Origin of the sequence: Labrys neptuniae (genome assembly GCF_040797145.1) — a bacterium.
Classification (GTDB): domain Bacteria; phylum Pseudomonadota; class Alphaproteobacteria; order Rhizobiales; family Labraceae; genus Labrys; species Labrys neptuniae.
This window is the reverse complement of record NZ_JBFNQD010000003.1, coordinates 588,076-606,190: the sequence shown is the minus strand read 5'-3', so window position 1 is coordinate 606,190 and position 18,115 is coordinate 588,076. Positions and strand designations below refer to the sequence as shown.

The window sequence follows — 18,115 nt, the reverse complement described above, 5'->3', positions numbered from 1 at the left end:
GAACGCTTGTCGATATCGTCTTCGCGCGAAGCCTGGCCGCGGCTACAGCGCTGCGGCCGCCGCACGACCCGCCTGCCGTCCGCTGAACAGGCAGCCGCCGAGAAAGGAACCTTCCAGCGCCCGGTAGCCATGCATGCCGCCACCGCCGAAGCCGGCGGCTTCGCCTGCGGCGTAGAGGCCGGGCAGGGGAGCAAGGTCCCCGCCGAAGACCCGGCCCTCGAGGTCGGTTTCCAGGCCGCCCAGCGTCTTGCGCGTGAGGATGTTGAGCTTGACCGCGATCAGCGGTCCATGGGCAGGATCGAGCAAAGCGTGGGGCCGCGCCGTGCGGATCAGCCGGTCGCCGAGATAATGGCGGGCATTGCGGATGGCCATGATCTGGCCGTCCTTGCCGAAGCCATTGGCAAGGTCGCGGTCGCGTGCCTCGATCAAGTGCCGTATCGCGGCAGGGTCGAGCAGGGGCCCCTGCGTCAGGGCATTCATGCCGGCGACGAGACGTTCCAGATCCTCTGCCACCACGAAGTCGGCGCCATGCTGCTTGAAGGCTTCCACCGGCCCGGTCGCCCGCCGGCCGATGGCGCGTCGCAGCGTCAATTTCCAGTCGCGGCCGGTGAGGTCGGGATTCTGCTCCGAGCCCGAGAGTGCAAATTCCTTGCGGATGATGCTCTGGGTCAGGATGAACCAGCTATGGTCGAAGCCGGTGGCGCGCAGATGAGCCAGCGTTCCCAGCGTGTCGAAGCCCGGATAGAGCGGGCCGGGCAGGCGATTGCCCCGGGCATCGAGCCAGAGCGGGGAGGGGCCGGGCAGGATGCGGATGCCGTGCCCGGGCCAGATCGGATCCCAGTTCCTGACGCCTTCGACATAGTGCCACATGCGGTCACGATTGATCAGTCGCGCTCCTGCCTGTGCCGCAATGGCCAGCATGCGCCCGTCGACATAGGCGGGGACGCCGGTGACCATCGTCTCCGGCGGTTGGCCGAGCCGCTGCGGCCAATGGCGGCGCACCAGCTCGAGGTCGCCGCCGATGCCGCCGCCGGCGACGATCGTCACCGGCGCGGCCAGGGAAAAGTGACCCACGACCTCGCGCGAGGTGGCGACCCCGCGCGGCGCATCGCTGGGCGCGAGCAGGCTGCCTTCCACACCGGTGATCGCCCCGCCGGTGTGGATCAGGCCGTCGACGCGGTGACGGAACCGCAGCGCGAGCCGGCCTTCCGCCTCGGCTGCCAAGGCGAGCCGTTCGAACGGCTCGACCACGCCCGGGCCGGTGCCCCAGGTGAGGTGGAAGCGTGGCACCGAATTGCCCGGGCCGCCGGCGCTGCCGCCACCCCGCTCGGCCCAGCCGACGACGGGGAAGATCCGATGCCCCATGGCGCGCAGCCAGGCGCGTTTCTCGCCGGCGGCGAAGGCGAGATAGGCCTCCGCCCAGCGTCGCGGCCAGTAATCCTCCTCGCGGTCGAAGCCGGCCGTGCTGATCCAATCCTGCAAGGCGAGTTCGAAACTATCCTTGATGCCGAGGCGTCGCTGCTCGGGGCTGTCGACCAAAAAGAGCCCGCCGAGCGACCAGAAGGCCTGGCCGCCCAGATTCTGGCGAGGCTCCTGGTCGAGCAGGATGACCCGCTTGCCGGCGGCAGTGAGCTCGGTGGCCGCGACCAGCCCGGCCAGGCCCGCCCCGACGACAATGGCATCCGCGTCGGCCATGGCCCCTCCCGCGACTCGCGATGTCAGGCATCATGCAACGAATACCGCAGCGGCAGAACCCGGTGAATGTGACGATCGCGACACGGGCATGATGCAGAAATTGCGCGTGGGTGCGATGTCGTCCCCGCCTGCGGCATCTTGCCCGGGCGGCGTTCAGCGACTAAGTCGGTTTCATGGCCGATGCGAATGGGACATTGTCGAAGCTGCGCGCAGGATTTTCGCGCCAGAGCCTCAAGACGAAGGTGCTGACCGGCATCGGCGGGTTTGCAGCCGCCGCGATTTCGCTGGGCGCCTCGCTCTATCAGCTGCGCAATCCCGACCAAGTGCCGAACAGGGCGGCAGGACAGACGATCGAGGCGGGGCGCTGGCTCGTCACGCCGAACGCGGCCGCCCCGGCCTCGGTGCTGCCGGATGGCCGCCCGGTCAAGGCCGGCCGCCGCGCGGTGGTGCTCGAACTCACGCTTGCCAACCGCACCGAAGGCACCTCCAATGCCGTAACCGGTATCCTGAAGCTCACCAATGTCGCTGGCGCCGAGGGGCCTGATTTCTACCTCGTCCGGGACAGGGAGCGGCTGATGGCGCTCCAGCCCCGCCTGCCGGAGCGTCTGCAGGCCGTCTGGACCCTGCCGGCCGATGCCGCATTGCCCAAGACGCTGGAGCTCACCGTCGCCGGTGTGACCTTCAAGCCCAAGGACAATCTCTATGGAGCGCCGGGCTGGTTCAATCCGCATGATGTTGCGCGCGTGAGCGTGCCTCTCGATGCCGCTGGGGCTCCCGGATGAAGAATGCCGCCATCACCGTGATGATCGTGCTGACGGGCATCGTCCTGCTGGCGCTGCTGCGTTGGACGACACCTGGCTATGCCGTTCTCACCGGGCCGATCGAGACGACGGGCAGACAGGGAGCACCTGCTCAAACCGCCGGGTTCAACCTGAAAGTCGACAAGCTCATCCTCTCGGAACTGCTGGTCTTCCAGCGCTATGGCAAGAAGGTCGAACGCAGCACCGGCGGCGTCTGGGCCGTGGTAACGGCGGATGCGTCCGCCACCAATCGCACACTCATGCTGGCGGGCGTTTCGCTTCGTGGGGCCAGCGGACGGACCTATATGCAGAGCCCGCGGGTGGACGGCATGTCCCAATTGCTGTCCGGCAAGGAGTTGCAGCCGGGCCTGCAGCAGCAGGGCCTCTTCATATTCGAGCTGCCGGCCGACGAACTCGCAGGCGCAGAATTGGTGGTTTCGCGGGAGGTCTTTCCGCGGCTTACAGCCCAGCTCGCCATCTCCCTCAACGAAGGTTCCGCCATCCGTCGCACCGTCCTGGAGATCGGCCGTGACCCCCTCTGAACAGGCACTCCCGGAAAGCCGGCCCGCCACGCGCTGGTACTGGCGCAGCCTGATCGCGATACCCGTGCTCCTGCTGGCGGTCTTTGCCTTCGGTGCCCGGGTCGACATCCTGGACTATGTCGCCTCGCACGAACTGCGCATCGCCACGGTCAAGCCTGGCGAGGCTGCCCCTTATGCACGTGCCGACTGGTCGCTCGTTTCGGCCCAGTTCGTCGATGGCGGCGAGGGTACGCGCCTGCCCTTGTCGAAGGACCGCAAGCTTCTCATCGTCCGCCTCAAGGCGGTGCCCGAGGGGAGGGTCGTCGATGAGGCACAGCGGCAGGCCATCTGGCTGGGCTGCAGCCTGACCCTGCTCGATGGGCAGGGGCAGCGCTGGAGCCCGTTGTCCTTCGTGTTGTCCCGCGACATCAGCCGTGCGCTGGAGCCGAAGTCAACGCCCGTGGCGGGATGTTTCGAGGCCGCCCGTTCCATCGGCCTCGATGGCCAGCCGACGCTGGTCGAGGAGAAGTTCCTGCTTCCGTCCGAGGCCGCTTCGGACCTTTCCGTGCGGCTTTCCTTCCGTTCGGCCCTGCCGGACGCCCTCAGCTTCCAACTGGAACCGCGCTGATCGGCCGGCGCGCGCTGCGCCATTGCCGGCCCTGGGAAAAGCCCGTTTCCAGTCCAGCGGCGAGCAACGTGATCTTCAGGGGCATGATCAGGGCGCCGCTGCCGGGTGCGCTCGGACTGCCCAGCAGGATGGAGAGGCCGTGGGCGATGATCTGCCACAGGCCGATCTCATGAGGACCTATCAGGCGGGCGGCGCCGTACCAGGCCCAGGCCGAACCCCAGTCCAGGAGACGGAAGGCGACGAGAACGACGACGATCAGGCTGAGACCCGTGCCGAAAGTCAGGCCGAGGCCCTCCGCCAGCGCGCGATAACGCCTGGCCGTACCGGCCACGAAATGGGCGAGAAAGTCGCGCAGGAATTTGGGTAATCCGTCCCAGCGTGCGATCGCCCTGCTCCAGCGGCCCTGTACGGACGCCCCCGCCCGTCCGATGTCATAGCCGTAGACCAGCGCCGCCAGGGTCAGCCAGACGGCGGGATAGAGCGCGTAGGAGAACAGGGCCGACAGCATGTCCCACCAGGAGGCGGACGCAGCCTCGACCGGCGGGGCGATGCTTGCCGCGCGAGCGGCCGGCAACAGCGAGGGGTTCAGGAACTCCGGCAGGCCGGCAATCCAGGCCATGATCTTGTCATGCCAGTTCTGCAGCACATAGAGCGCGATAAAGGCCCAATTGGCCTCGCACACCACGATCAGGAAAGGCCAGAGCACGCGCTTGGAGCGCTTGTGCATATATTTGGCACCCAGCCTCACCAGCCAGGCAATGGCGACCAGCAACAGCAGCAGCCCGCCTCCGCTGACTTCGAGAATGCGGGCATTCTCGCCAAAGGGAGTCAGATCGAGGGCAAGCTTGGAATATTCGCGTACGGTATCGCCGAGAAAGCCCCAGGCGGCATAGAAGGCGAAGAACGGCACCAGGGCCAGGGACAGTGCCATGGTGAAGCCGGTAGGCCCACTCTCCCGAGGCGGGCTCTCCGGTGATTCGGCAGCCCTTGCCGCCGCCTGCAGGGAAGGCAATCCGGGCCGGACGAGTTCGAACAAGGCGACGATCACCACCAGCTTGACCAGAACCACCAGGGTGAGCGTCGAGAGGCCAGCCAGGCGATTGAGGAAACCGATGCGCACGGCGATCTCGGTCAGCACGTCCTCGGCCAGCATGCCGATCAGCCAGATTGCCATCAATTGCGGCCAGTAGCGCCGGAGCAGGACCATCCAGGTGGGAAGGAGACGGGTGAGCGCCGACAATGTGCTGGAGGCCTTCTGCTGTTGGCAGCGCGGTTGCGGCGCCGGATTTGAGTGCGGACCATAGCAATCGAAAGTACGATGGACCAGATGAGAGGCAGGTCGATCGTTCCTCCAGGGAGAGATCTTCGCCGCTCTCGGGCTGCAACCTCCGGTTTCGGCACTAAATCGCCGCATTCCGGAGGAGAAGATAGGGGTGAATCACCGGGGCTCCGGTCGAAATGCCGCCTATGAGCCAATTCCGCGAAAAGGCGCTGCAGGTGCCCCGTCATGGGCATGCCGCGTCCCGGCTGTCGAAAGGAGAGATCCCTTGACGTCTCGGATTGAAGATTATGCCCTCATCGGCGACTGTGAAACGGCGGCCCTGGTGTCACGCGACGGGTCCATCGATTGGCTGTGCTTTCCCCGTTTCGATTCGCCCGCCAGTTTCGCGGCCCTGCTCGGCACGCCGGAGAACGGGCGCTGGCGCATTGCCGCCACCGACAGGAAGGCGCGGATCAGTCGTCGCTATCGGCCCGACACCCTCATCCTGGAGACGACCTACGAAACGGATGAGGGTGTCGCCACCCTGATCGATTTTATGCCGCTGCGCGACGGCACCAACGACCTCATCCGGCTGGTGGTGGGCCGGAAGGGCACCGTCGCCTTCAGCACCGATTTCGTGGTGCGCTTCGACTATGGCCGCACCGTGCCCTGGGTCACGAGGGCCGATGACGGCACCATCACGGCGGTGGCAGGACCGGATCGGCTGATTCTCTCGACGCCTGTACCTCTGGAGGGCGAGGACCTGCACACCGCAGGGTCTTTCAAGGTCAGCGCCGGTGAGCAGGTGCCCTTCGTGCTGACCTACGGCCCTTCCACGACGCCACGGCCGACCCAGCCCGATGTCGAGGCCGCGCTGGCCAATACGGAAAGCTATTGGCGCGATTTTGCAGCGCGCTGCCCATCGGTCGGCCCCTGGACCGATGTCGTCAAGCGCTCGCTGATCACCCTCAAGGCGCTCACCTATATGCCGACGGGCGGCATCGTGGCCGCTGCCACCACGTCGCTGCCCGAACAGATCGGCGGTCCGCGCAACTGGGATTACCGCTATTGCTGGCTGCGCGATGCCACCATGACGCTGCAGGCTTTCATGAAGCTCGGCTATTACGAAGAGGCGTCCGCCTGGCGCGAATGGCTGATGCGGGCCATCGCCGGAGCCCCCGAGCAGATGCAGATCATGTATGGCCTGTCGGGCGAGCGGAACCTCCTGGAATGGGAGCCTCATTGGCTCAGCGGCTATGAAGGTTCGCGGCCTGTGCGGATCGGCAATGCCGCTGCCGAGCAGTTCCAGCTCGATGTCTATGGCGAGGTTGCCGACGCCATGATGCAGGCCGCTGCCGGCGGCCTGCAGCGCCATCCCCGCACCCGGGCGCTTAGCGAAGTCATCATGAACTTCCTCGAGACCGCCTGGCGTCGTCCCGACGAGGGGATCTGGGAGGTCCGCGGCGGCGCGCAGCACTTCACCCATTCCAAGGTGATGGCTTGGGTGGCCTTCCACCGGGCCGCCAACATGGCGATCAAGTCCGGAGACAGGCCCGCCTTTGCCGAGCGCTGCCAGCGCGTGGCCGACGAGATCCATGACGATGTCTGCCGCAAGGCCTTCGATCCCGACCTCGATAGCTTCGTGCAGTCCTATGGCTCGAAGACGATCGACGCCAGCCTGCTGCAGATCCCGCTTGTCGGCTTCCTGCCGGCGGACGATCCCCGGGTGATCGGCACGGTCAAGGCGGTCGAGACCATGCTGATGCGCGACGGCTTTCTGCTGCGCTACAACACCGACCATGTCGATGACGGCCTGCCGCCGGGCGAGGGAGCCTTCCTGGTCTGTACCTTCTGGCTGGCGGATGTCTATGTGCTGCAGGGCCGCGAGGAGGATGCGCGGCACCTCTATGAGCGGCTGGTGGGCCTTTGCAACGATGTGGGGCTGCTGTCGGAAGAGTACGATCCGATCGCGGAGCGCATGCTCGGCAATTTCCCACAGGCCTTCAGCCATATCGGGCTGATCAACACCGCCCTCAATCTGGCGCGGCAGACCGGCCCCGCCGAGGAGAGGGTCGAGGCGAGCGGCCAGTCGGTGGCGCAGGCGGATGCCGTCTGATCGTCGCTGGCGAGCGTCCGGCCGAGGGGATGGACTATGATCGCCAGCTGATTCTCGCCGGCACCGATCGGCTGTTCCACAGAGGGGCTCGGCATGTTGCATCACATTTCCTTCGGCGTCGCGGAGATCCGGCGCTCCGCCGCATTTTACGACGCCGTACTGGGGACCCTCGGCTATGTGCGCGTGTGGGAGGATCTGCAGCCTGACGATCCGGATCAGGCGGTAGGCTACGGGTTGCCCGGCGGCGGTGACAAGTTCACGATCAAGTTGAGGCGCGAACAGGCACGGTCTCCCGGCGCCGGTTTCCATCTGGCCTTTGCCGCACCCAGCCGGCAGGCGGTTTCGCAGTTTCACGAGGCGGCTCTCGCGCGCGGCGGTGCCGACAATGGCGCACCCGGCCTTCGCGCCCATTATGGCCCGACCTATTTTGCCGCATTCGTAATCGATCCGGATGGCCATCACATCGAAGCCGTCTGTAAATCCGAGAGATAGGCTCATCAGCTGCCGCGTTGCAGAGAAGGGGCTTGACAGGTGAGGTGATTAGGTAGATCGGTCTACCTAATCACGGAGCGAGGATCATGACGGACCGCATGCCAGCCAGGGAGCGTCTGCTGAAGGCAGCGGCGGAACTGTTCTACAGTGAAGGGGTCGGCGCCACCGGTATCGACGCCATCACGGCGCGGGCCGGGGTGGCCAAGATGAGCCTTTACAATAATTTCTCGTCCAAGGCCGATCTGGTGAATGCCTATATCCAGGGCAGGCGCACCGAATGGCAGGCGATCTATCAGGAGCGCCTCAAGAGCGCGGCAACGCCGCAGGAGCGGGTGCTGGCGATCTTCGATTCCTATCTGGATCATGCCGAGGCCGCCTATGACTGGGGCTTTCGCGGTTGTGGGCTGCTTAACGCCGCGGCGGAACTTCCGGTGGGTGATCCGGGCCGTGCGTCGGTCGCCTCGCAAAAGGAGGAAGTCGAGCGCCTGTTCAGGGCCTATCTCGGCGAGATGCGGCCGGAGGCGGGTACGGCGATCGTCGAAACTGCCGAACATCTTTCCTTCCTGCTCGAAGGCGCCATGTCGCGTGCCGGGCTGGATGGGCATGACGGTCGCCTGAAGACCGCACGCAGGATTGCCGCCTCGATCCTGGAGCGGTTCTGAGACCGGATGTCGATCCCATGAGTGAAGCCCTCAGCACGCCCTCTCCCCGGGAAAGCAAGATTGTGTCGATCGCCGCGCTGCTCATGCTCGAAGCCGCATTGGTGATCTCATGGAGCGCCGGGTTCGTCGGCATCCGGTTTGCGATCGATCATGCCCCGATCTTCCTGATCCTGCTGTGGCGCAGCCTGGTCTCCGGCCTGGTCCTGCTGCCCTTCGCGCTCACTATTGGACCATCGCTGCGCTGGAAGGATGTCCTGCCGCAGATATGGTTCGGCGCGCTGGCGATGTCCGGCTACCTTGCCGGCTTCGCTTTGGCGATCGTCTTCGGCGTGCCGACCGGCCTCGTCGCCTTGATTGCCGACATGCTGCCCCTGGCCGTGGCCATCCTGTCCTGGCCGGTGCTGGGGCAGGCCTTGAGTGCGCGCCAGTGGCTTGGTTCATTCCTCGGCCTGGCAGGCGTCCTGATCGCCTCGGGCTGGTCTTTAGACATGGGTCATGTCCCGCTTTGGGCCTATGGCCTGCCCGTACTCGGCACGCTGTCGCTGGCCCTGGCGACCTTGCTGCAGAAGCGCAGCCCCGCCGGCGCCATGCCCGTGCATCAGAGCCTGTGCATCCAGTGCCTGTCCGCTTCGGCGATCTTCGCCCTGTTCGCCTGGCATGAGGGCGGCGTCCTGCCCGTTCTCGACAGGGGTTTTATCGGCGGCATCCTCTGGCTGGTCTTCGTGGCGACCTTCGGCGCCTGGAGCCTCTATTATATCGCCCTGCGCAAATCCTCACCCACCCGCGTCACCTCGGTGCTGTATCTCAGCCCCCCAGTGACGATGATCTGGGCCTGGCTGATGTTCGGTGAGCCGCTGTCCTGGGCCATGGCGGTGGGCCTGGTGGTTTCCCTGGCGGGGATCGTCATCGTCGCGCGGTCACCGGCCGTCGTAGCGGGCCGTACCCGCAATCCCTGAGCGGTGCATCATTTGATCAGCCAGGCGAAGGCCCTGGCGAGGAAAGCCTGGCCGTCCCCTGTTACGGGCTCGCCATGCGCCATCAGCACCTTCTTGGTCGGCCACGCCAGGATGTGCCTGATCGCCTCGCGCGCGGCTGGCCGGTTCACGAAGGCCATGCGGAACTTGCGGGGCACCGATGGCTCGGGGGCGACCATGAGGTCGAGTTTCGCCACCACTGCCCGCCAGCCCTCGAACCAGGCGGCGTCGAAATGCTGGATGAGATCGGTGAACAGCGTCGTCCGGCTCGGGCGATGGAAGAACACCGCCTCGGTGGTGATCAGATTGCCCGGCACGAGGACATGGTCGAGGTCATCGGCCCAGGCCGGGATGGGCGCCTCGCCGAGATCGAGGTCAAAGCGGATCTCCTTGCGCTTGGCCCTGAGGCCGGGCGGCGCATAGACGCTGGCGCCGGGATAGGCGCGCTGCCAATCGCCCAGAAAGAGGTGATGAAGCGAATTGGGCGGCACCAGGCAGCGCACCGCGCCCAGTGCGTCGACCTGCGCCCGCAGATCCAGCGACAAGGCGATCGGGGACCAGACGAGGAGATCACCGCCGGATAGCCGGATGATGGCCATGCGGGTGGGGTAGTGAAAGCCGGCCACCGAGGTGGTCGGGCCATCCGCAATCCAGATCTCGTCGCCGAAATTCTTCAGCATTGCCGATCTTCCCGTGGTCTGCCGGGTTCCGTTCGATCGCCTGCTCAGGACGCCGTAATGCGTCGGTGCACGCCGTCGAGGCTCTCGGCGAAAGCCTCGAAGAGCTTGCGATCGGTCAGCTCGCGCAGGACCTGTTCGTTGATGCCGCCACGTGTCGCATATTCCTGTGCCAGATGCATGAAATCGGCGTCGGGCGCCGCCTCCGGCGCCTGCGCCAAGGCCCTGAACAGAGCAGTGACATAGCCGCGCGCCGTCGGATCGGCAACGCCATGGCCCTGCAGCCAGCCGTGAAGGGTGTCGAGATATTTGAAATAGGTGGCGAATGTCGCGGTGGCGACGCTCAGCGCATCGAACTCGGTAGCATCCTTCACCGCAAAGGCCTTGCCGAACCGGCCGAAGAAGGCCACGACGTCGGGATCGGGCGGATAGATGATCGTCGGCCCCTGCCTTTGGGCGACCATCGGCATCGGCAGTGCCTTGGTGACGCGCTCGGCGGGAGAGACCAGGGCGACGATCTCTTCGAGAGACAGGGTGGCGATCAGGCTGATGATGCGATGGTCCGGGCGAAACCGCAGGCCCGGCAGCACGTCATGGGCGATCTGCGGCCGGACGGCCAGCATGATCGTGTCGCAGGCATCGAGAACGGCCTGGTTGTCGGCCGCGATCCGAACATCGGCAAAGCGCGATGCGAGGTCGGCGGCAATAGCTTCGTTGCGCGGCGACAGCACAACCGGCACGTCGTTGTCGGCCACCGATTTGAGGCCGGTCACGATCGCCGATGTCAGCGCACCCGTCCCGATGAAGCCGAGTTTCATGGCGCGGCCTGTGCCGTCATCTGCCGGGCGATACGGCTATCCTCGTTCATGCGCGCGACCAGAGCCTCTATCGAGCTGAATTTCTGCTCGCCGCGGATATAGCCGACAAAGGCGACCTCGATTTCCTTGCCATAGAGATCGCCGGCATAGTCGAACACGAAGGTTTCCAGCAAAGGCGGGCCATTGTCGAAGGTCGGGCGGCGGCCGAAACTGGCGACACCGGCATGCACGATGCCGTCGATCACCGCACGCACGGCGTAGATGCCGAGGGCGAGGCCGCATTGCGGATCGAGCGCCATGTTCGCCGTGGGAAAGCCGAGTTCGCGGCCGCGCTTCTCGCCGTGGACGACGGTGCCCAGCACTGACCATTCATGGCCGAGCAGGCGATTGGCGCGCGTGATGTCGCCCGCCGCCAGGGCGCGGCGAATGGCCGAGGAGGACACGGCCTCGCCGCTCTCGCGCGTCGGTGCCACGATGGCGATGTCGAGGCCAAGCGCACGGCCATGCTGCACCAGGAATTCGGGTGTGCCGCGGCGGTCCTTGCCGAAATGAAAATCATAGCCGACCGCAACGGCATGGGCGCCGAGTCGCCGCACCACGAGTTCCTCCAGGAATTCCTCCGCCGTCATGCCGGCAAGCGCCCGGTCGAAGGTGAGGGTGACCAGCGCGTCGAGGCCGGCCTTTTGCAGGAGGCGGGCCTTCAAGGCAGGCGGCGTCAGCCGGAACAGGGGCTCGTCCGGCCGGAACAGGCTGCGCGGATGCGGCTCGAAGCTGAGGGCGACGGCCGGGCGCGACCGATGATGCGGTCCCGGCTGCGAGCCCCTGGCGAGAGCCTCGGCCGCATCGATCACCGCCAGGTGACCGCGATGCACGCCGTCGAAATTGCCGATCGCGATGGCGGCACCGGCAAGATGGGCGGGCAGGGTGACGGGATCGAGAAACTGCTCGAAGGCCATGATGTCTACCAGATCAGCCGCGGCATGACCGCGTCGGGAATGACGCCCTTGTCGGCAAGGAAGGCAGAAAGCGCCTCGGGGTCGACGCCGTCGCCCTCATGGCCGGCCTCGAGGGCATGGATACCGCCGGAGATGAACAGCGCGCCGCACCCGATGGCGGCCGCGCCGGCGAGATCGGTTCGCACCGAATCGCCGATGGCCAGGGTCCGCTCGGAGGATGTCGGCTTGCCGCGGAGCGAGGCGGCTGTCTCGAAGGCCGCGTCGTAGATCGGCTTGTAGGGCTTGCCGCAGATGGCCACCTCGCCGCCGATGGCGCGATAGGCTTCTGCCAGAGCCCCGGCGCAATAGATGATGGTGCCGCCGCGATCGACGATGAGGTCGGGATTGGCGCAGATCATCGGTACGTCGCGCGCCTTGAAGCCGGCCAGCATGTCCCTGTAGGTCTCCGGCGTCTCCGTGGTGTCGTCGAACAGGCCGGTGCAGACGACCACTTCGGCCTCCTCGGGCGTATCGGCGAAGCGGATGCCGAGGCCGTCATAGAGCGGCCGGTCGCGATCGGGGCCGAGATGGAAGACCTTTTTTGCCGCCACGGCGGCGATCTGTGCCCGTGTCACGTCCCCCGACGTGACGATGGCGTCCCAGCATTCGCGCGGCAGGCCGAGCCGGTCGAGCTGCGGCATCACCGACTGGGCAGGCCGCGGCGCGTTGGAGACCAGCACCGCAACGCCGCCCTGCCTGCGATAGGCGATGAGGGCGTCGGCAACACCGTCGAACACCCTGTGGCCGTTGTGGATGACGCCCCAGATATCGCAGAAGATCAGGTCATAGGCGCTGGCAATCTCGCGAAAGCCATGGATGAGACGGGGCGAGGAAGCCAAGGCGGGGCCTTTCCGGTCGAAGGGAGTAAGCGGTACGGGACGGTGGTGCCCTTCACATAAGCCCTCAGCGCCGGGCTGGGAAGAGACAAGGGAGCGGGGGCGTCGAAAGGGGCCGGAAAGAGCGCCACCGCCTTCTCCCCTTGCGGGAGAAGGTGTCCCGAAGGGACGGATGAGGGGAGATACGCAACCTGGTCGGGAAATCGCTGCACCCCTCATCCCCCTGCCGGGACCTCTAGCCAACTCCTTCGGAGTTGGCGACACCTGCAAGGGGAGAAGGAACCTGACTTATCCCCGCTCCAGCAGCTCGCCCAATTTCCGTTTCAGTTCCTCCTTTGCCGGCCTGGCGAGGCGGAAGACCACGCTGGAGCGGGCGAAATCGAGGGCACGGATGCTGCCGACATTGGGACGGATCAGGATGTCGGGACGATAATGGGCCGCCTTGGCATCGACGATCGCCGCCTGCATGATCTGCAGGGCCCCGAACATCGCCTCGAAGGTGCCGGGCATGTCGGTTTCGGCGGCGATGGTCGCGGCGCCCGAGACGTCGATGCCGACGAGAATGTCGGCCTTGCCGGTGAGGTGGTCGAGCGGCAGCGGGTTGACGGTGGCACCATCGACCAGCACCTGGCCGTCGATGCGCACCGGCCTGAAGGCGCCGGGGATCGCCATGGAGGCAGCGACGGCCTGGCGCAGCGGGCCGGCCGTGAAGGCCCGCTCACGGCGGCCATAATAGTCGGTGGCCACGATGGTGAGCGGGATGGCAAGATCGGCAAAGGCCTGGGGCACGGCCTCGGGCAGGAAGGCGTCGCAAAAGACCTCGGCATCGATCATCACCGGATTGCCGAGGCCGGAAAACAGGTCTGCCAGCCGCCCGCTGCGCGCTGCCATCAGCTTGTTGCGCATGCCGCGCCGATCGGCGAGCATGGCCAGCGTATAGGCATGGAGCTCGGCAGCCGAGAGGCCGGCGGCGTAGGCCGCGGCATAGATCGCTCCCATCGAGGTGCCGGCCATGGCGACCGGCCGGATGCCGAGCTCGTCGAAGACTTCCAGCATCGGGATGTGGGCGAGGCCGCGTGCCCCGCCGCCGCCAAGGGCCAAGGCCACGGTCTTGCTCGAACGCGTGACCGCCAGCGTCACGGCTCAGGCCTTGCCGATGGCACGCCAGCCGATGTCGCGGCGGCTGAAGCCTTCGGGCCAGTCGACGAGATCGACGGCCTCATAGGCCCGCTTCTGTGCCTCTGCGACGGTCTTGCCGTTGGCGGTGATGCCGAGCACGCGCCCGCCATTGGCGAGGATATGGTCGCCCGAGCGTTTGGTGCCGGCATGAAAGACCAATACGTCGTCGAGCGAAGCCGCCTTGGCGAGATCCCGGATTTCCGAGCCGCGCTGGAAACTGCCGGGATAGCCCTTGGTCGCCATCACCACGCAGAGCGCCGCATCGTTCTTCCAGCGCAGCGAGATGGTGGAGAGCACGCCGTCGGCCGAGGCGATCAGGGCCGGCAACAGGTCCGAGCGCAGCCGCGGCATCAGCACCTGCGTTTCCGGATCGCCGAAGCGGACGTTGTACTCGATCAGCTCAGGGCCATCCTTGGTGATCATCAGGCCGGCGAAGAGCACGCCCTTGAACGGCGTGCCGCGGGCGGCCATGGCCCGCACGGTAGGGCGAATGATGGTTTCCATCACACGCTCTTCCATCTCCGGCGTCATGATGGGGGCCGGCGAATAGGCGCCCATGCCGCCGGTATTCGGGCCCTTGTCGCCATCGAAGACGCGCTTGTGGTCCTGCGCGGAGATGAGGGGAAGGGCGGTGGTGCCGTCGCACAGGGCGAAGAAGCTCGCCTCTTCGCCCTCCAGGAACTGTTCCACCACCACTTCGTGGCCGGCCTCGCCGACGCTGCCGGCGAAGATGGCCTCGACGGCAGCAAGGGCATCGTCCAGCGTCATCGCCACCACCACGCCCTTGCCGGCGGCCAGGCCATCGGCCTTGATCACGATCGGCGCGCCCTGTTCCTGGACATAGGCGCGCGCAGCAACAGCATCGGTAAAGCGCCGATAGGCGGCGGTCGGGATGGAAAATTCCTGGCACAGATCCTTGGTGTAGCCCTTGGAGCCTTCGAGCTGGGCGGCGGCCTTGCTGGGGCCGAAGGCCTTGATGCCGGCAGCGGCGAGATCGTCGACCAGGCCGGCGACCAGCGGTGCCTCGGGACCCACCACCACGAAGTCGATCTCGTTCTCGCGGCAGAAGGCGATCACCGCCTGATGGTCGGTCGGGTCGAAGGCGGCGCAGATGGCACACTCTTCCATGCCGGGATTGCCGGGCGCGGCATAGAGCCTCTCGCAGAGCGGGCTCGCCGATATCGCCCAGGCCAGGGCATGTTCGCGCCCGCCCGATCCGATCAGAAGAATGTTCATCGTCACCGCCTGCAGAAATTCCGTTGGCCGGACCTTTGCCCGATCAAGGGGCAGGATGCAATGTCGAAGCGCGTGGCGGGGAGGGCGGACATCTTGTCCGCTCTTGGAAACGCCGCGAAAATGCGGACAAGATGTCCGCGCTCCAAGGGCCGCCGCCGCCCTCAGCCGATGACGGTGTCCACCACCCACCAGCCAGGCCGACGCTCTGCAATCGCCTGTCTTGCTGCAACTGCCGCCTCGGCCGTTTCGAACAGGCCGAACACGGTGGCGCCCGAGCCCGACATGCGTGCGAGGCGGCAGGTGGGCTGGCCGCGCAAGACGGCGAGCGCCTCGCCGATGGCTGGGCGCAGCACAAGCGCCGCCGGTTCGAGATCGTTGCGTCCCCGATCGAGATGGCGGATCAGTGCCGTCGGGCTTTTCTCGCCTTCGATGGCCGCGGCCAGGGAAAGGTCGGGGGAAATGGCCGTCCCCGCGGGAAGGGCGAGGGTTCGGAAGACATCCGCTGTCGGCGTGGCAACACCCGGATTGAGCAGGACGGCGGGCAGAGGGGGCAGGGGAACCGGAGCTGACAGCGTTTCTCCTGCGTCGCGCATCCATCGACCCACCACTTGCAGGCAGACCGGCACGTCGGAGCCCGTGGCGCGGGCAGCGGCCAGGACTTTTTCGTCCGTTAACGGCAGCTCATTGGCGCGGGCGATGAGGCGCAGGGCAGCTGCGGCATCCGAGGAGCCGCCGCCGATGCCGGCTGCCGCTGGCAGGCGCTTGTCGAGCCGGAAATGCCCGAGTGTGAGGCCATCATGCCTCTCGGCGAGCGCCTTGGCTGCCTTGAGTACGAGATTGTCGGCGACCGCGCCGGCCTCCTTCGCGCGAGAACCATAGACTTCCAGGGAGAGGCCGGGCCCCGGCTCGAGACTGAGCTCGTCGGCGATATCGGCAAAGGCGACCAGGCTGTCGAGCAGATGAAAGCCGTCCGCGCGACGCCCCAGCACGGCCAAGGTCAGATTGACCTTGGCACGGGCTTTCTCGTTCAGCCACACAGGCGAGGCTCCCGCCCCGCCGGCCGCCGTGACGTCAGCCGCCATTGCTGTTGGACGGCGAGGCGGGCTTCACGGGTTCCGCCGGCTTGGGAGCATCGGCAGGTTTGGGAGCATCGGCGGGTTTGGGCGCATCAGCAGGCTTAGCCGGATCGACGGGCTTGGGAGCCTCCACCGGCTTGGAGGTATCAGTCGGCTTGGAGGTATCAGCCGGCTTTGTTTCGCCTGCGGGCTGGGGAGCATCAGCAGGCTTGGTTTGGTCCGCCGGCTTGGTTTGGTCAGCCGGCTTGGGGGCTTCCGTTGGCTTGTCGGCATCGGCCGGCTTTTCGGGCTGTGCATCCGGCGTCTTCGGTGCGTCGGCGGGCTTTGCCTCGTCCGCGGGCTTGGGCGCATCCGCGGGCTTGGGCACATCCGGAGACTTGGCCACGTCACCGGCCTTGCTGGCGTCGGCCGAGGCCGTGTCCCGCATGCCGTCCTTCAGCTTCTGCTCGATTTTGGCCTTCTCGTCCGGCTCGGGCTTGGCATCGAGGGCATGGCGCCACTGGAAGGTCGCCTCCAGCTTGCGCCCGATCTTCCAATAGGCATCGCCGAGATGGTCGTTGATGGTGGGGTCGCTCGGCTTGAGAGAGACCGCGCGCTCGAGCTGCTCGACCGCCTCGTCATATTGGCCAAGCTTGTAATTGGCCCAGCCCAGGCTGTCGACGATATAGCCGTCATCCGGACGCTGATCGACGGCCTTCTTGATCATCTCCATGCCTTCCTGGAGATGCATGCCCTGGTCGATCCAGGAATAGCCCAGATAGTTCAGCACCGAGGGCTGATCGGGGAAGAGCTCCAGCGCCTTCTTGAAGTCGGCCTCGGCCTTGGGCCACTGCTTGATCCGCTCATAGGCGATACCGCGGTAATAGAAGGTGGCCCAGTCATTGCGGGTAGGCTTGCCGATCACGTCGACCGCCTGGGAGAACGCCACGGACGCCTCTTCCCAGCGCTTGCGCTGGTTAAAGATGCCGCCGAGCGAGATGATGGCGTCCAGATCCTGCGGATTGGCCGAAATGATCTTCTTCAGATGCGCCACGCCCTCATCGGTCTTGTCGAGCTCGTCCAGCGTGGTGGCAAGCTCGATTTCGGCGTTGCGCTTGAGCGGCGAGGAAGCGGGCACGCTCTTGAACAGGGTTTCGGCGGTCTGGGGCTGCTTGAGGTCGCTGTAGAGTTCGGCGAGGCCGATCAGGGCCGTGGCATTGGCGGGCTCCAGATACAGCGCCAGGCGATAGAACACCACGGCATAGTCGGCACCGCCCTGCTTGGCGATGCCGGCGGCGACCGAGACCAGGATATCGGCCGCACCCTGCTGGGCCGAGGTCACGGCCGGCCCGATGCGCTTGCCCGCCTTGATGTCGGCGATCAGTGCCGCGACGATCGGCTGGCGAGGCACCTTGGCCGAATAGGCTTCCAGCACCTTGAGCGCGTCGTCCTTCTTGCCGGCGCGCGCCAGTGCGCGGGCATAGGCGTCGACGATGGAGACGGCATTGGCATCGCGCTCATGGGCGTCCTTGAGCCGGGCGATCGCCTCATCGCGCATGCCGGCCATGTCGAGCATCATGCCGGTGGAGAAATTCTTGAAGGTGGAAAAGCCATCATTGGACGAAATGTCGTCGCTGGCCACCACGCCTTTCTTGGTCTGGCCGGCGCCTGCATAGGTCCAGGTCGAGATCAGGGGCGTCGCCAGCTGCAGGATAGGCTTGTCGAGCGTGAAGGCGAGTTCGTCACGGGCCTTGGTATAGTCCCGCCCCTTCAACGCCCGGATGCCGAGCACGAGATGGGCGATCGGGTTCTTCTTGTCGATCGCCACCACGCGCCGGGCGAAGGTGACGGCCTTGTCCATTTCGCCCGAGGTCAGCAAGGCGATGAAGGTGCGGTTGGTCAGCTCCTGCCGAGCCTGTTCGTCCTTGAACAGACCGCTGCTCAGCGCCTTGGCATAGAAGGAGGCCGCATTGTCGTCGTCACGCACATTGGCAGCCAGCCTGCCAGCCAACAGGCTGCCTGAAGCGGAAGTCGGCCTGAATGGACGTTCGAGCGCCTTGGCTGCCAGTGCCGGCGCCATCAGGGTCGTCGAGAGGGCGATCGCCAACAAGGCGGCGGAAAAAGACGTGCGGGAAGACAGGGGCACAGGGAAGAAAACTCCGAATCAGCC

Annotated in this window: 17 protein-coding genes; 7 read left to right on the top strand and 10 right to left on the bottom strand. The window is 66.2% G+C overall.

Annotated elements, in window-relative coordinates; translation table 11 throughout:
• Positions 1-42: 42 nt before the first annotated feature.
• On the bottom strand, positions 43-1,695 hold the full coding sequence (locus ABXS05_RS13520) for an FAD-binding dehydrogenase (protein ID WP_367624246.1): 1,653 nt from the start codon (positions 1,693-1,695) through the stop codon (positions 43-45).
• 173 nt (positions 1,696-1,868) lie between these two features.
• On the opposite strand from ABXS05_RS13520, the gene ABXS05_RS13515 reads away from it, so the two are divergent.
• The 3 genes from ABXS05_RS13515 to ABXS05_RS13505 are packed head-to-tail and all read left to right on the top strand — an operon-like array spanning position 1,869 to position 3,644.
• A complete protein-coding gene (locus ABXS05_RS13515) occupies positions 1,869-2,477 on the top strand; it encodes a hypothetical protein (protein WP_367624245.1) in 609 nt (202 codons plus the stop codon).
• Entirely contained in the window at positions 2,474-3,037 is a 564-nt protein-coding gene (locus ABXS05_RS13510; RefSeq protein WP_367624244.1) for a hypothetical protein, read from the top strand. Before ABXS05_RS13515 ends, ABXS05_RS13510 begins: the two co-directional genes overlap by 4 nt.
• Entirely contained in the window at positions 3,024-3,644 is a 621-nt protein-coding gene (locus ABXS05_RS13505; RefSeq protein WP_367624243.1) for a hypothetical protein, read from the top strand. The genes ABXS05_RS13510 and ABXS05_RS13505 overlap by 14 nt, the downstream gene beginning before the upstream one ends.
• Here ABXS05_RS13505 and ABXS05_RS13500 read toward each other — a convergent pair.
• Positions 3,619-4,884: a hypothetical protein gene (locus ABXS05_RS13500; protein ID WP_367624242.1), complete on the bottom strand. Its 1,266-nt coding sequence runs from the start codon at positions 4,882-4,884 to the stop codon at positions 3,619-3,621. The two genes, ABXS05_RS13505 and ABXS05_RS13500, sit on opposite strands and share 26 nt — an antisense overlap.
• Before the next feature lie 307 nt (positions 4,885-5,191).
• Here ABXS05_RS13500 and ABXS05_RS13495 point away from each other — a divergent pair, with 307 nt between their 5' ends.
• The 4 genes from ABXS05_RS13495 (at position 5,192) to ABXS05_RS13480 (ending at position 9,131) form a co-directional block, all read left to right on the top strand.
• Positions 5,192-7,021: a glycoside hydrolase family 15 protein gene (locus tag ABXS05_RS13495; RefSeq protein WP_311933838.1), complete on the top strand. Its 1,830-nt coding sequence runs from the start codon at positions 5,192-5,194 to the stop codon at positions 7,019-7,021.
• A 93-nt stretch (positions 7,022-7,114) separates the two neighbouring features.
• Positions 7,115-7,513, top strand: coding sequence for a VOC family protein (locus ABXS05_RS13490; RefSeq protein ID WP_311933837.1), 399 nt, complete (start codon positions 7,115-7,117; stop codon positions 7,511-7,513).
• A gap of 86 nt (positions 7,514-7,599) precedes the next feature.
• Positions 7,600-8,175 (top strand): TetR/AcrR family transcriptional regulator, encoded by a 576-nt coding sequence (locus tag ABXS05_RS13485; protein ID WP_311933835.1) that lies wholly within the window; start codon positions 7,600-7,602, stop codon positions 8,173-8,175.
• Positions 8,176-8,192: 17 nt separating this feature from the next.
• Complete coding sequence (locus tag ABXS05_RS13480; RefSeq protein WP_311933832.1) at positions 8,193-9,131, top strand: DMT family transporter; 939 nt, start codon at positions 8,193-8,195, stop codon at positions 9,129-9,131.
• An 8-nt stretch (positions 9,132-9,139) separates the two neighbouring features.
• On the opposite strand, the gene ABXS05_RS13475 is transcribed toward ABXS05_RS13480, so the two are convergent.
• From ABXS05_RS13475 to ABXS05_RS13440, 8 genes are all read right to left on the bottom strand, one after another.
• Positions 9,140-9,829 carry a DUF4336 domain-containing protein gene (locus ABXS05_RS13475; protein WP_367624241.1) on the bottom strand — a complete coding sequence of 230 codons (690 nt, stop codon included), beginning with the start codon at positions 9,827-9,829 and terminating at the stop codon, positions 9,140-9,142.
• A gap of 44 nt (positions 9,830-9,873) precedes the next feature.
• Positions 9,874-10,644 carry a pyrroline-5-carboxylate reductase gene (locus tag ABXS05_RS13470; protein ID WP_311933829.1) on the bottom strand — a complete coding sequence of 257 codons (771 nt, stop codon included), beginning with the start codon at positions 10,642-10,644 and terminating at the stop codon, positions 9,874-9,876.
• On the bottom strand, positions 10,641-11,600 hold the full coding sequence (locus ABXS05_RS13465; RefSeq protein ID WP_367624240.1) for a bifunctional riboflavin kinase/FAD synthetase: 960 nt from the start codon (positions 11,598-11,600) through the stop codon (positions 10,641-10,643). Before ABXS05_RS13465 ends, ABXS05_RS13470 begins: the two co-directional genes overlap by 4 nt.
• Positions 11,601-11,605: 5 nt before the next feature.
• Positions 11,606-12,478, bottom strand: a complete 873-nt coding sequence (locus tag ABXS05_RS13460) for a TIGR01459 family HAD-type hydrolase (RefSeq protein WP_311933826.1) — start codon at positions 12,476-12,478, stop codon at positions 11,606-11,608.
• A gap of 285 nt (positions 12,479-12,763) precedes the next feature.
• A complete protein-coding gene (locus ABXS05_RS13455) occupies positions 12,764-13,615 on the bottom strand; it encodes a patatin-like phospholipase family protein (RefSeq protein WP_367624239.1) in 852 nt (283 codons plus the stop codon).
• 3 nt (positions 13,616-13,618) lie between these two features.
• The gene (purD, locus tag ABXS05_RS13450; RefSeq protein ID WP_367624238.1) at positions 13,619-14,890 is read right to left on the bottom strand and encodes a phosphoribosylamine--glycine ligase; all 1,272 of its coding nucleotides are present in this window, start codon (positions 14,888-14,890) and stop codon (positions 13,619-13,621) included.
• A 161-nt stretch (positions 14,891-15,051) separates the two neighbouring features.
• A complete protein-coding gene (locus ABXS05_RS13445; RefSeq protein ID WP_367624237.1) occupies positions 15,052-15,972 on the bottom strand; it encodes a 4-(cytidine 5'-diphospho)-2-C-methyl-D-erythritol kinase in 921 nt (306 codons plus the stop codon).
• Positions 15,962-18,091, bottom strand: a complete 2,130-nt coding sequence (locus tag ABXS05_RS13440; RefSeq protein ID WP_367624236.1) for a tetratricopeptide repeat protein — start codon at positions 18,089-18,091, stop codon at positions 15,962-15,964. The genes ABXS05_RS13445 and ABXS05_RS13440 overlap by 11 nt, the downstream gene beginning before the upstream one ends.
• Positions 18,092-18,115: the final 24 nt, after the last annotated feature.

What these genes read in the sequence shown, in the direction of transcription:
- ABXS05_RS13445 (WP_367624237.1), bottom strand. Translation starts at nt 15,972, where the DNA reads ATGGCGGCTGACGTCACGGCGGCCGGCGGGGCGGGAGCCTCGCCTGTG.
- ABXS05_RS13490 (WP_311933837.1), top strand. Translation starts at nt 7,115, where the DNA reads ATGTTGCATCACATTTCCTTCGGCGTCGCGGAGATCCGGCGCTCCGCC.
- ABXS05_RS13510 (WP_367624244.1), top strand. Translation starts at nt 2,474, where the DNA reads ATGAAGAATGCCGCCATCACCGTGATGATCGTGCTGACGGGCATCGTC.
- ABXS05_RS13475 (WP_367624241.1), bottom strand. Translation starts at nt 9,829, where the DNA reads ATGCTGAAGAATTTCGGCGACGAGATCTGGATTGCGGATGGCCCGACC.
- ABXS05_RS13485 (WP_311933835.1), top strand. Translation starts at nt 7,600, where the DNA reads ATGACGGACCGCATGCCAGCCAGGGAGCGTCTGCTGAAGGCAGCGGCG.
- ABXS05_RS13480 (WP_311933832.1), top strand. Translation starts at nt 8,193, where the DNA reads ATGAGTGAAGCCCTCAGCACGCCCTCTCCCCGGGAAAGCAAGATTGTG.
- ABXS05_RS13520 (WP_367624246.1), bottom strand. Translation starts at nt 1,695, where the DNA reads ATGGCCGACGCGGATGCCATTGTCGTCGGGGCGGGCCTGGCCGGGCTG.
- ABXS05_RS13465 (WP_367624240.1), bottom strand. Translation starts at nt 11,600, where the DNA reads ATGGCCTTCGAGCAGTTTCTCGATCCCGTCACCCTGCCCGCCCATCTT.
- ABXS05_RS13515 (WP_367624245.1), top strand. Translation starts at nt 1,869, where the DNA reads ATGGCCGATGCGAATGGGACATTGTCGAAGCTGCGCGCAGGATTTTCG.
- purD (WP_367624238.1), bottom strand. Translation starts at nt 14,890, where the DNA reads ATGAACATTCTTCTGATCGGATCGGGCGGGCGCGAACATGCCCTGGCC.
- ABXS05_RS13470 (WP_311933829.1), bottom strand. Translation starts at nt 10,644, where the DNA reads ATGAAACTCGGCTTCATCGGGACGGGTGCGCTGACATCGGCGATCGTG.